This window comes from Pseudoalteromonas galatheae (assembly GCF_005886105.2).
Lineage (GTDB): Bacteria > Pseudomonadota > Gammaproteobacteria > Enterobacterales > Alteromonadaceae > Pseudoalteromonas > Pseudoalteromonas galatheae.
The window spans coordinates 3,257,045-3,269,286 of record NZ_PNCO02000001.1 but is presented as its reverse complement, the minus strand read 5'-3'; the positions used below and the strand labels follow the sequence as shown (position 1 = coordinate 3,269,286).

Sequence of the window (12,242 nt, the reverse complement as noted above, 5' to 3'; positions counted from 1 at the left end):
TGGTTCGTTTGTAAAACAATCAAATGTAATAGATATATAGGCTTTTTTTTATAATGAAATTATAAGGATGTAAGTTGAAACAAAACATTTCTAGATAAAAAATAAACACAGAGAAGAGTCGGGGTTGCTAAAAAAAAGGACACCTAAATGATGCCCTTGATAATCAATACGAGTGAAGCTGATTATTCCTCAGTGATAAATGCTTTACCGGATTGAATCCATTCTGCAGGTGGCAATCCTTTCAGGTGATAATCAAAGTATTCTTTCATACGAATTGAATAATCTAGCTGATTTGGCAGCTTTTTAAGATGGTGCGGTTCGCCTTCGTATTGTAAGAAGATTGCGTCTTTACCATGCCTTCTTAATGCTAAGTAGTATTGAATACCTTCTTGCCAAGGAACCGCTCCATCGTTATCGCCAAACATGATCAAAATTGGTGTATTTACTTTATCTGCGTAAAACACTGGAGAGTTTTCTATATATAATTCTGGCGCTTCGGTGAGTGTTTTACCTATGCGGCTTTGTCCCGTTTCATACTGGAATTGACGTGCTAAGCCGGACTTTAATCGAATTCCGCTATAAGCAGAGGTCATATTTGATACTGGTGCGCCAGAGACAACCGCTTTAAACATATTTGTCTGGGTGATCATAAATGCACTCTGATAACCTGCCCAAGAGTGGCCCTGTAAGCCTATTTTATCTGGATCAGCAACACCTTTATCAATAAGCGCTTGTGCGGCATTGATCATGGTTTGCGTTGAAGAGCGTCCAGGATGACCGATCTCAAAACGAATATCAGGCAAGAATATCGCATAACCGTTTGAGGTATACATTGGCAGGTTTGGTCTGTGATTTAACTCCATTTTCGGGAAGTCATACATGCGCTGGCTCATATAGCGGTAGAAGTAAATTACTACTGGCACTTTATCACCGGCTTTATAATCAGCAGGTTTGATTAACACGCCTTGAAGATCTTCGCCATCGTAGCCTTTGTACTTCACAAGTTCAGGCTTTTGGCCCCAAGCAAATGTCCGTTGCTGTGGATTTAAGTCTGTGAGTTTTGTCGGGTTATTAAAGCTGTTATCTGTAACCCAATAATCAGGAAATTCTTGATAAGACTGTCTTGTGAAAATATAAGTATCTGCCTCTTTGGCTTTTCTCACTACGTTATATTTGGCTTCGCCAGACAAAACAGTTTGCAACTTGTTATCTTGTAGAGAAAGCGTAGCAATATGCGTTTGTTTATTTTCGAGGTTGTGCGCACTTAATAGTAAGGTATCGTCAGGGTTAAAGCCCAGTTTGTCCTTATCTTTATACTCAATGCGGTATTGTGTTTGGGTCTTATAGCCGTCAGTCAGTCGAGTTGCTTTTGCCGTTTTAGTATCAAATGCCCAAATATCATATTTACTGTAGGCGTAGAGTGTCGAACCATCGAGCTGCCAACCAGCAAATCCAAATCCTTCGTTTGGTTCTGGCTTATCATGTTTATCATCAGCAAACAGTGCATTTTTAACCGCTTTGCTTACTGGGGTAAGCTGTTGGGTGGATAGCGATTTCAACCAGATTTGTTCACCATCGAAATAGGCCGCATGTTTACCATCAGGTGCAACAGTTGGGCGATTTGAACTTTCTTTAACGATGAGTTGTTTATCACCACTGCTGATATCAACGCTGTAGTAGTCGCGATAAAAGCCTTTGTACATAATCTGCTTTAGATAGGGGGTATCATCGCTGCCCAGCACAAAGTTTGCGTTTGTGCGCAGTGAAATAGACGGCACTTGAAGGTTTTCAAGCTGTACTACACGCTCGCCATTAAGATGATAAACCGCTTGATAATGTTGATCTCGCCGGCTTTCATTCCATGTTTTTATTTCTCTAGTTTTGATTTCAGGATCGGCATTGTGCCAAACCTTTAAGCCTTTTTGCTGGCGAATGGTATCGTAATCAAAAAGCGAGCTTTCATCTGTGTATTTGAGCACTTTGGCTTTTTGTTCAAGCTGTGGACGGTTTTCAAAAAATAATCGTGAGCCGTCTTTAGACCATTTGATTGATGCTGTTTTGCCGGAAAACCAACCGCTTGGGTTATGGATATCGGTAATTTTATTGCTTGTTGGAGACCATAATTTGAGTTGGTAGTCGCGGCGGCGTTTGTCATCGTTGACATAATTACCTAAATAAAAAGCGACCTGTTGAGAATTGGGTTGCCAAGCAATGTCTCCTAAAGTCACACCGGGCTCATCAATAAGACTTGTGATTTGATTGCTCGCTAAGTCAATAACGGCAACACGGTTTTTACTGCCGTCTTCACTGCGCTGATTGACCAGTATCACGTTACTATTTGGTCCTACTTTGTATGCTGCGATGTTGTCATAGCGAGTACTTTCATTGTTAGAAAGGTTCAGCACCACAAGTGTTAATGTGTCATCACCTTTATCTGCACTGATTTTGAGTTCATCAGCTTGCTCGTCTGTATTCTCTTTTGCGTCTGATTTTTTGTCGCCTGTTTTTGTATCCTCACGGTACACCAGCCACAAGCCATCATCTGAGATTTGATAATCTTTAACTGAGCTAAAGGTTTGCTGCGTTTTGGTTGCGGTGCTAACTAACACTAAGTTGTTCTTTAATGTTTTTTTCTTTTTTTTATCTGTGGTTTCTTTTTCAAGTAGAGTGGGGAGTTGGGTAAAGCCAACCCATTGACCGCTTTTATTGATAACTGGATTTGTACCACGGGGAACCGATGCAATCAGTGCTCTATTATTGAGAGAATACACTTGGCCTTCGCTGTCACCACGGTAAGGCTTTGCACTTAGGCCGAGGAATGTGCCTTGTTCGGAGATCACCGTACCCTGTGGGTAACGAAAATCAAAAACGTCTTTAAATTCAAGGCTGGGTTTAGCTGCTAAGCTGCTTACACTAAAAAGTGCTGCGCTTAAGAGAGAAAGTTTTAGAGTCATATCTAGAGCATTTTAGTATGTATTTATGATGTTTTTATCACTTTTAACAGTGAAACTAAAATGCTCTGCGGTGTGCGGATGTATTTAAGCGGCTAGCCGCAGGTGCTTAAAGCCAGATTTTCTCAAGCTCAACCCACTGTTTATCGAATTGCGCGGTTGGCTTTGCTTTGAAGTCACTTCTTACAAACTGGTTCATCTTACCCTCAACAAAAGCTAAGAATAGATTAGCCAGTACACTTTCTTCACTCGTGAATGCTTTGCCTTCTCGCAGTTTGCGCTCTCTTAATACTTGTTTGAATTGTGTCTCAAGCTTTTCAAATAAGCTTTGTACTCGTTCACGTAAACGTTCTTGCTCACCTTGTAGTGCATCGCCCGTTAAAATACGTGTTATCCCAGGGTTTTTCTCTGCAAAGGCGAGAAGTAGAGTAAGAATGTTGTAGATCCGGTTACGGGTTTCTTTTTCGTTTTCTAGGATTAAATTAATGCGTGACAGCAACGTATCTTCGATGAACTCAATAAGCCCCTCAAACATTCTCGCTTTACTTGGAAAATGGCGATAAAGCGCAGCTTCTGAAACCCCGACTTCAGCAGCGAGTTTAGCTGTGGTGATACGCTGTCCCGGGCTGGTTTCCAGCATTTGTGCGAGTGATTGAAGAATTTGCTCTTTGCGATTACTACGTTTTGTCGCTGGCATGAAATTTCCCTTATTTTTCTAATTGTTATATTGTTTTTGCCGGGTTTATTAAGCACAGAGAGTGATGCGCAGAAGTGCAAACCCCGACTCGTTTACACGTTATCGGGGTATCATGTTAATGTTTTATTCAGTTTCTTTCCAGTCTTTTACATGAAGGTTATTTTATCTTTTCGGCAATAGCTTGCATGACAGTAAGTGCTAACTCTTTTTTGCTAGAGTGAGGGAGTTCAAGTCGGTCTTTTTTCCAATATAGGGTCAATGTGTTGTTATCAGAATTAAACCCACCTGTACTATCCGACACATCATTCGCACAGATCATATCCAACCCTTTATTTACCAATTTTCCTTGCGCATATTCGGCGACATTCTGCGTCTCAGCGGCAAAGCCAACGGTATAAGGACGCGACTGTTTTAGTGCTGCGACAGTAGCGATAATATCGGGGTTTTTAACCAGTGTAAGTGTGATTTCATCGCCTTGCTTTTTAATCTTTTGATCGGCTACGGTGGCTGCACGGTAATCAGCGACCGCAGCGCAGCCGATAAAAATATCCGATTGTACGGCATATTCGAGTGCGGCTTGTTGCATCTGCTCAGCACTTTCTACATCAAGTCGAGTAATTCCAGTGGGAGTATTCAGTGAAACCGGGCCTGCGATCAGATTTACGCTTGCACCCAAAGCCTTTGCCGCCTCAGCAAGGCTAAATCCCATTTTTCCTGAACTGTGATTGGTAATAAAACGCACCGGATCTAATGCTTCGCGTGTCGGCCCTGCAGTGATAGTTACCGTTTTTCCTGCTAATACTTGCTCAGTAGGGCGAAGTGCAGTTAAACACAGTTGCACCAATTCATGGGGTTCAAGCATGCGTCCTGCGCCTACATCTCCACAGGCTTGTTCGCCTTTACCGGGCCCCCAGATTTGGACATGGCGTGAAGCAAGGGTGTTGAGATTTGCTTGAGTCGATAGGTGCGCATACATCTGTTGATTCATTGCCGGCGCCACGGCAACAGGCGCGGGAGTTGCGAGCAGTAATGTGGTCAGTAAATCATCTGCAATACCCGCTGCCATTTTGGCGAGGATATTTGAGGTCGCGGGAGCAACCAGTACTAGATCTGCCCATTTTGCAAATTCGATATGGCCCATTGATGCTTCTGCTTGCGGGTCAAGCAAAGAGTCAGAAACGATTTCACCAGAGACAGCTTGCATTGTTAGTGGTGTGATAAAGTGCTTAGCTGACTCCGTCATCACCACTTTGACATCTATCTGGTGTTCTTTTAAGCGGCGAACGAGTTCTGCACATTTGTAAGCAGCGATACCACCGCTGATCCCAAGTAAGAGGCGTTTATTTCTTTGCATGTTTGTTTTATACGATCACAGTATCAATAAACTAAAGATATCACAGTCTGTGTTTGCTTTTGAATAATCGTGATCACCCGCTAAGCTTAATTTAGTCAAGGAGACATACAAAGATAAGGAATAATAGAATGCAAATATCAGCCTTACCCAAATCCGCGCGGCCAAGAGAAAAGTTGATTGAACAAGGGCCCGAAGCGTTATCCAATGCTGAGTTATTGGCTATCTTTTTACGCACAGGGATCAAAGGATTAAATGCCATAGAGCTTGCCGAATCCTTGTTACAAGAACAGCAAACGTTACAGCGTTTATTCAATGCCTCATTAGAAGAGTTTTCAGCGTTAAAAGGCTTAGGCGTTGCCAAATACACTCAGTTGCAGGCCGTTTTGGAGCTAAGTCGGCGTTATCTAAAAGAAGAGTGCTTAAGAGAAACGGTATTTCAAAACCCGACTGCGGTACGTGACTATTTGAGTGCTCAACTACGGGGGCTTGGCCATGAAGTGTTTATGGTGTTGTATTTAGACAACCAAAATCGGCTAATAAAAGATGAAGTGCTGTTTCACGGCACGATTAATGCGGCCTCGGTTTATCCAAGAGAAGTAGTAAAGGCGGCACTCAAATACCATAGTGCAGCTGTGATTTTTGCCCATAACCATCCATCGGGCGTGGCAGAGCCCAGCGAAGCGGATAAACTTATCACGAAAAAATTGCAGCAAGGCTTGGCATTGGTTGATATTAATGTACTTGACCATTTAATCGTCGCTGGAAGTTATTGTATTTCGTTTGCCGAACGAGGACTGATTTAAGCTGAGTTGCTGTTTTATCAGGTGGGTTTCGCTTTCTCAAGCTGTCCTTTTGAACTGAGCAAAATGGAATGGAGCTTGATCACTCAGCTTTTACTCGACGTGTGGGGTAGCTGGTGGAGTGTTGCTGCTTGAATATACTCATAAGCACGAAAATTAAACAGTCAAAATCATCATCTACAAAGGGCCAAAAAAGAAATTTGCTCGTTAAATCAGCATATTTGTATAAATTTTATAAATTAGTTCAATTTAAATGCAGTTTTTACTTTCCTAGTGGGCTTCGGATCATTATAATTGGCCGCTATCAAATTTACCCATGAGCTGATTTCAGTAGGATCAGATCCTTGATCTCTGCCTGTAGATACTGTATAAAGAGCGCCCTTTGATTTTACCTAGGGCACGCAGTTAAAAGGCCTTTAAGGGAAAATTAAGCTCGAGCGAAGTTATTGGAGATACATAGACATGTCTAAAGTCTGTCAAGTTACAGGTAAGCGCCCAGTGGTTGGTAACCACCGTTCGCACGCGCGCAACGCTACTAAGCGTCGCTTCCTACCTAACCTACAAACACACCGTTTTTGGGTTGAAAGCGAAAAGCGTTTCGTTTCTCTACGCACTACTACTAAAGGTATGCGTATTATCGATAAAAAAGGCATCGACGCGGTATTAGTAGATATCCGTGCTCGCGGCGAAAAAGTTTAAGGAGCTGAATCATGCGTGATAAGATCCGTTTAGTTTCAACTGCTGGTACTGGTTATTTCTACACTACCGACAAGAACAAGCGTAACATGCCTGAAAAAATGGAGATCAAAAAGTTCGACCCTAAGGTTCGTAAACACGTGATCTTCAAAGAAGCGAAAATCAAGTAATTCGTTTCAAGAATCAATAAAAACCCAGCCTCGGCTGGGTTTTTTGTTTTTGTACTTTAATTTTTCACGGTTAATTGCCAAAGCTCTCCACTTGGTTGCTTCAGCTCACTGAAAACCACATCGCCATTTTGCAATATATCAAACTGTCCAATAAACCGTTGTGGCGGAGTGAAATATAGCTTTTCTTGATGAGTCTTAAGATCGAATCGCCAGATGCTTTTGTCTTTTTCATAGTAAAGCGCATTACCTCTGAGCCGCCAATTTAACCAATTTCTTACAGGCACCTCTGCAACAACTAACGACTCCTGCCCATCTTCCAGCCGCCAAATACCGGGCTGTGTAAATTTAGTAAAATACAACACATTATTAAGCTTGTATCCACTGTAGCCACCTTGCGTTGTAAGCTGCTGATGTTGGTTTGTTATTAAATTTAGAGACCATAACTGCCAACTACCAGAGCGTTCACTACTATAAATTATTTCATCATCATGTTGACCGTAGTTCGCGACATAGGGTTTTAACTCTGCACTAAGTATTTCTGTGGTCTCCAGTTGTTCAATCGAAAACTGATAAATAGCATCTTGATATTCAAAAAGTATTTTAGAACTGTCGCTATTGAGTTGATAACGTTGGAAATTAAAAATGTGAGGCAGTGGTACTTGAGTCTTTGCCTCCCTATTGGTGTCAATCGACCATAAGGCTGAGTGTGCACCATGATCTGAAATATACCAAATATGTTGTGATTGATTAGCGCGAGGTAGACGGTTTAGCGCTTGGTTATCAACAACTACCTTTACGACATTCTGCACGGGCTCAAAAAGCTTAATGTTACTGGCTAACTTATACTGATTTAACAATAACGTATCATTATTATCCAATAGGGTAAGGCTCTCGATTGGAGCGGTAAACTTGTGTAAAAGAGTTACTGCATGTGACTGTGCATTCACACTATAAATGCTGTTAGCCTGTGAAAAGTAAATCTGCTGACCATTTGCAGACCAGGTCAGTGAAGTTGGGTTATACGGAAGTTCAATTGTGTGCTCTGTAGACATCTGTGGGTAGTGATAGAGGGTTAATCGGTGTATATCTTCACCGAGGTATGTCGCCACTGCGAGGCGGTCTTGGCCTTGAGATAAACTAAAGAGGTGATCACCTCTTAGATTACCTGATGAAGGGGGGAGCGTTAATTGTGTATGCTTATGGGTGTTTAAATCATAGCGATACAGACCAAAGCCGTTGTGAATATTTTCACGTTTTCGATAAATCAATTCTCGCCCGTTACGGCCCCAAATGAGCTTTATCCTCTCAACGGCCTGGCAGCTGAATAATGATTGTACGCTTTGCTTTGCTATAGTTAACTGCTTCACCATGCAGCCATTTTCATCGTCCACAAATGCTATCTTACTTGCGTCAGGGCTTAATGCCTGAGCACTTATATTACCCGATAGTAACTTGCGACTTTCTCCATGGTGGTGTAACCATAACTCTGAAAGTGGCGTTGTGATTGGGTGTAGATAACTAAAGCTACTAGACCTAGTTGCGCTACTGAGTTGCAGCTCAATACCACTCTGACTTGTTATTTTTTCTGGAATAAGTGACTTAGTATTAGGTGAAAGCCTCACTACCTGAAAAGTAATTAATGCACTAAGCAAACTAACCAAAATCGCACCACCAATTAAAAAGCGTACTTTACGCTTTGGTGATTTTGTGGAGGTAACTAGTCCTACAGCTCTAGGTATTAGCCTGTATCCAACGGTAGGAATAGTCTCAATATAATTCGTTTGGCTATCTAATTTATTTAGATGCTGACGTAGCGTTGACACGGCTTTATTGATTGCGCTTTCGGTGACGATACGCCCTTGCCAAACCTCTTCGATCAATTGCTCGCGAGAGACTGTATTTCCATTTGCAGCAATTAAAGTTTGTAGCAACAAATAGGGCTTTGGCTCTAATCTTATTGTTGAATTGTCGTTTTCTAGCGTTCGATTTAGTGTATCAAATTGTATTGCTGCAATCTTAAATCGCATTTTTACCCTTTTGATTTTATTGGTTATATTTTTTGGTAATAAATTCATCACGATGATTTCATGAGAAATCGTCGCGCTTTTTTCAATGCTATTTAAGAGTACATGAAAACAATAAAATAGGAATGGCCTGCATGAAAAGTAGATGGTTTTTAACGCGAACGTTAAATGTAGTAGTCGCGACATTGTTAGTGGGGTGTGGTGGTAAAAGCAATAACGCTGCGCCAATCGATAGTGATAGCGGAAAAACCGAGATTGGGGTTAATGTTCATGAACTTAATGAACGCTTTTACTATATGCTACCGGTCGAAAATACCAGCAAGTCATATAAACTTTTATTTGCTTTTCATGGCTCTGGGGGGAGTGGTCAAGGTATGGCGGGTATGACCAGGTTGCATGAACAAAGTGATGATTATCTCGTCGTTTATCCCAAGTCAAAAAATGAAGAATGGAATGAAGGGTGTGGTTGTAATAAGGCGCATCGTCTAGGTGTTGATGATCTGGGCTTTGTTGATGACATGGTCGCAGAACTAAAAGCAAAATATCAGATTATTGATGGTGAAATCTACGCAACAGGTTTTTCTCAAGGAGGACTATTTGTACAGAACTTGTTGTGTAATCGCTCCGAGGTATTTAACGCGATAGTGACCGTTGGTGCACCAATGTCCTATCAATTAGGAGATAGTTGTAACCTTACTACGCCGACGAACTACAGAATTATGCACGGTAAGGCTGATTCGGTTCTTCCCTATAATGGTAAAAGCCATGCTAATTTTGGGCTGTTGTCCTCACCCCAAGCGATCAAAATTGTAGGTGATCTCAACTATGAAGCCGCATTATCGGTAGAGCAAGATTTGGATGATGGTGTTACCTTAACTCACTATCCCAACAGAAATATCCAGACTCAGCTTATTAGTGTAGACGGGGCGGGACATAGTTGGAACTTATCACCAGTCAAAACGACGCAATCGATAATGGAATTTTTTGAATCGACAAGTCAATATGCACTACCAGCTGGTTCTGATTTAATTAAAGTCAGTGATAATTATTACCATGTAAGACACTTAACGCATCAGGCAGACAAACCAACGGTAGTTATGTTGTCAGGTGCAAACATGCACTTTCATAGCGATAGCGCTTGGTTTGCATTATTACAACCTTATTTGTCAACACAGTTTAATGTGTATGTGATTGATAGGCTTGGGCAAGGGCTTAGTAGTAACACCAGCGCACCGTCAATGCAAAAGTTTGCAACAGATCTTCCAGTGCTATTTGAGAAGCTTGATTTGAGCAATGTGCATTTGGTGAGTTTTGCTAATAGTAACTCTGTACCGCTTATTGCTATGCAACAGTCGGAAGACTTCAAACAAAAGATTGCCAGTATGTTGTGGATGGATCCGGACATTTTATTACCGCACTCAATTGCACAGTATCAGGGTTACCCTGTTGATATTTATCGCGAATGGGGTCAGCATTTGATAGACCATGTGAGTGCAGGAAAGTGGCAGGAAAAAATGAATGTCAAAATAGCTGAGGAGCAGGCACATGTAGAGTCTTTGCTGGAAGAAAGTGAGTTTGCTCAACATATGGATTGGGGTTACTTCAATCAAATCATGCAAACACGTTATAGTATTGAAGCCCAACTTATCCGAGTAAATGAAATGATGAACTATCATGACGATTTGGAGTTAGTGAGAAACTGGCAGCCAGATAGCAGTATTCCAATTACCGTGATCGATAGTGAGTTTGAACAGTTAGATATTGAAAAAGCAGAAACAGAAGAAGCCAGAGCGGGTTTGATTAAGTGGGAAGCCGAAGGTCGAAAATGGTCTCAAGAAGTCGCGGAAATAAGCGGGGGACAGTATTTGCCAATAACCTCTACAGAGCACTTGATCCCGCTCACACATCCTGAGCTTATCAAGCAAGCATTGATTGAGCTTTCAAGTAGATAATAAAGCCTATCCCTACTAGTTGACTTGGACAGTCACTACAACCCCAAAAGCTCAGATATCCTTATCTGAGCTTTTTTTAACTCATTATGTGGAGCTAGTAAATTCCTGTGTAAAGATTGATAAAGTAATTGCTCACAGCCACTTCAGGTTGAGAGGCAGTAGCTTTTACTTATCTAGGCTTTACCTCATGGTAACAAATTCCTCGGAACCAGTTGGATGTATTGCGACTACGGAGTCAAAGTCTGCTTTGGTTGCACCCATTTTCATGGCAACGGCGAAGCCTTGGATCATTTCATCTACCGCAAAGCCGATACCATGCAGGCCAACGACTTTCTCTTCTTTACCCGCACAAACAAGTTTCATACGACATGGCTGACGATGCTGAGTAACCGCCGTGTACATCGCAGCAAAGGTAGAGGTATAGACCTTGATATTATCTTTACCGTACTTTTCTTCGGCTTCTGGCTCTGTTAGGCCAATGGTGCCAATCGGTGGATGGCTAAAGACGACGGTAGGGACTAAGTCGTAATCCATTTTTGCGTTTGGCAATTCAGGGTTGAATAGGCGTTCTGCTAGCATTCTGCCAGCTTTCACGGCTACCGGAGTCAGCTCTATTCCACCATCCATAATGTCGCCTAAGGCATAAATACCTTTAGCTGTGGTGTTTTGCCACTCATCAACTTTTATATGGCCACTTGGCGTGGTTTCTACATCTGTTGCCGCGAGATTGATAAGATCTGTCATTGGCTCACGGCCAATTGCCCAGATCAGTTCGTCTACGGTGTAAGATTCACCATTTTCAAGATGTAAGGTGACTGAGCCATCCTCTTCTTTGGTCACTGACTTGGGCACTGCGTGAGTGTGCAGCGTTGGGCCTTCTTTTTCCATTACCTCAGTTAAGGTTTCAACCAAGATAGGATCAAAGTTACGAAGTGGAGCGTGCTTACGAACAAATAAATGGGTTTCTGTGCCCAAGCTGTGCAATACGCCCGCAAGCTCTACCGCGATATAGCCCGCGCCCACAACAGCTACGCGGCGAGGTTGCGCTTTAAGCTCAAAGAAACCGTTTGAATCGATACCATGCTCAGCGCCTGGAATGTTAGGGATCGTTGGGCGACCACCTACGGTAATATTGATATGATCGGCAGTGTAGTGCTCGCCATTGACTTCAATGGTGTTGTTATCAACAAACTTAGCAAAGCCATTGATCACGGTGACGCCATTTTTTGCTAGGTAGCCGTTGTAACCTTGGTGAATACGGCCAATGTAGGCTTCGCGGCTCTCAACGAGTTTACCCCAATCGAAGTTCTTTAGCTCAACATCAAAACCATAATCTGGTGCGTATAGTTTAATGGCTTCAGCAACTTGAGCGCCGTGCCACATCGCTTTTTTTGGAACGCAGCCCACGTTTACACAAGTACCGCCTAAGTGCTTTGCTTCTATTAATGCCACCTTGGCACCTCGCATCGCCGCTCGGTTTGCAGATGCGATCCCGCCGCTACCGCCACCGATTGCGATATAGTCAAAATGTTGAGCCATAAAAATTCCTCGCCAATTATTTGTTTTGCTTAAACCCTACTACTTTATATTAAGTAAAT

General features: G+C 42.3%; 9 protein-coding genes. 4 read left to right on the top strand and 5 right to left on the bottom strand.

Translation table 11 applies throughout. From position 1 onward, the window contains the following. Positions 1–182 precede the first annotated feature (182 nt). The 3 genes from CWC29_RS14475 to coaBC all read right to left on the bottom strand — a co-directional run bounded on the left by CWC29_RS14475 (position 183) and on the right by coaBC (position 5,002). Positions 183–2,954, bottom strand: coding sequence for a S9 family peptidase (locus CWC29_RS14475; RefSeq protein ID WP_138521406.1), 2,772 nt, complete (start codon positions 2,952–2,954; stop codon positions 183–185). 106 nt (positions 2,955–3,060) lie between these two features. Continuing rightward, positions 3,061–3,648 carry a nucleoid occlusion factor SlmA gene (gene slmA / locus CWC29_RS14470; RefSeq protein ID WP_010376740.1) on the bottom strand — a complete coding sequence of 196 codons (588 nt, stop codon included), beginning with the start codon at positions 3,646–3,648 and terminating at the stop codon, positions 3,061–3,063. Between the two features lie 157 nt (positions 3,649–3,805). After that, positions 3,806–5,002 (bottom strand): bifunctional phosphopantothenoylcysteine decarboxylase/phosphopantothenate--cysteine ligase CoaBC, encoded by a 1,197-nt coding sequence (gene coaBC, locus CWC29_RS14465; protein ID WP_128727609.1) that lies wholly within the window; start codon positions 5,000–5,002, stop codon positions 3,806–3,808. A gap of 128 nt (positions 5,003–5,130) precedes the next feature. Here coaBC and radC point away from each other — a divergent pair, with 128 nt between their 5' ends. The 3 genes from radC to rpmG all read left to right on the top strand — a co-directional run bounded on the left by radC (position 5,131) and on the right by rpmG (position 6,668). After that, positions 5,131–5,805 carry a RadC family protein gene (radC, locus tag CWC29_RS14460; RefSeq protein ID WP_138521404.1) on the top strand — a complete coding sequence of 225 codons (675 nt, stop codon included), beginning with the start codon at positions 5,131–5,133 and terminating at the stop codon, positions 5,803–5,805. Between the two features lie 459 nt (positions 5,806–6,264). Next, the gene (gene rpmB / locus CWC29_RS14455; RefSeq protein WP_010376746.1) at positions 6,265–6,501 is read left to right on the top strand and encodes a 50S ribosomal protein L28; all 237 of its coding nucleotides are present in this window, start codon (positions 6,265–6,267) and stop codon (positions 6,499–6,501) included. Positions 6,502–6,512: 11 nt separating this feature from the next. Then, on the top strand, positions 6,513–6,668 hold the full coding sequence (gene rpmG, locus CWC29_RS14450; protein ID WP_010364212.1) for a 50S ribosomal protein L33: 156 nt from the start codon (positions 6,513–6,515) through the stop codon (positions 6,666–6,668). A gap of 56 nt (positions 6,669–6,724) precedes the next feature. Here the strand turns inward: rpmG and CWC29_RS14445 are convergent, their stop codons facing one another. Next, a complete protein-coding gene (locus CWC29_RS14445; RefSeq protein ID WP_128727610.1) occupies positions 6,725–8,695 on the bottom strand; it encodes a winged helix-turn-helix domain-containing protein in 1,971 nt (656 codons plus the stop codon). A 131-nt stretch (positions 8,696–8,826) separates the two neighbouring features. Here CWC29_RS14445 and CWC29_RS14440 point away from each other — a divergent pair, with 131 nt between their 5' ends. Beyond that, a complete protein-coding gene (locus CWC29_RS14440) occupies positions 8,827–10,644 on the top strand; it encodes an alpha/beta hydrolase (RefSeq protein WP_128727611.1) in 1,818 nt (605 codons plus the stop codon). Positions 10,645–10,824: 180 nt separating this feature from the next. Here CWC29_RS14440 and gorA read toward each other — a convergent pair whose 3' ends face one another. Beyond that, positions 10,825–12,183, bottom strand: a complete 1,359-nt coding sequence (gorA, locus tag CWC29_RS14435) for a glutathione-disulfide reductase (protein ID WP_138521402.1) — start codon at positions 12,181–12,183, stop codon at positions 10,825–10,827. Positions 12,184–12,242 lie beyond the last annotated feature (59 nt).

What these genes read in the sequence shown, in the direction of transcription:
- CWC29_RS14475 (WP_138521406.1), bottom strand. Translation starts at nt 2,954, where the DNA reads ATGACTCTAAAACTTTCTCTCTTAAGCGCAGCACTTTTTAGTGTAAGC.
- slmA (WP_010376740.1), bottom strand. Translation starts at nt 3,648, where the DNA reads ATGCCAGCGACAAAACGTAGTAATCGCAAAGAGCAAATTCTTCAATCA.
- coaBC (WP_128727609.1), bottom strand. Translation starts at nt 5,002, where the DNA reads ATGCAAAGAAATAAACGCCTCTTACTTGGGATCAGCGGTGGTATCGCT.
- radC (WP_138521404.1), top strand. Translation starts at nt 5,131, where the DNA reads ATGCAAATATCAGCCTTACCCAAATCCGCGCGGCCAAGAGAAAAGTTG.
- rpmB (WP_010376746.1), top strand. Translation starts at nt 6,265, where the DNA reads ATGTCTAAAGTCTGTCAAGTTACAGGTAAGCGCCCAGTGGTTGGTAAC.
- rpmG (WP_010364212.1), top strand. Translation starts at nt 6,513, where the DNA reads ATGCGTGATAAGATCCGTTTAGTTTCAACTGCTGGTACTGGTTATTTC.
- CWC29_RS14445 (WP_128727610.1), bottom strand. Translation starts at nt 8,695, where the DNA reads ATGCGATTTAAGATTGCAGCAATACAATTTGATACACTAAATCGAACG.
- CWC29_RS14440 (WP_128727611.1), top strand. Translation starts at nt 8,827, where the DNA reads ATGAAAAGTAGATGGTTTTTAACGCGAACGTTAAATGTAGTAGTCGCG.
- gorA (WP_138521402.1), bottom strand. Translation starts at nt 12,183, where the DNA reads ATGGCTCAACATTTTGACTATATCGCAATCGGTGGCGGTAGCGGCGGG.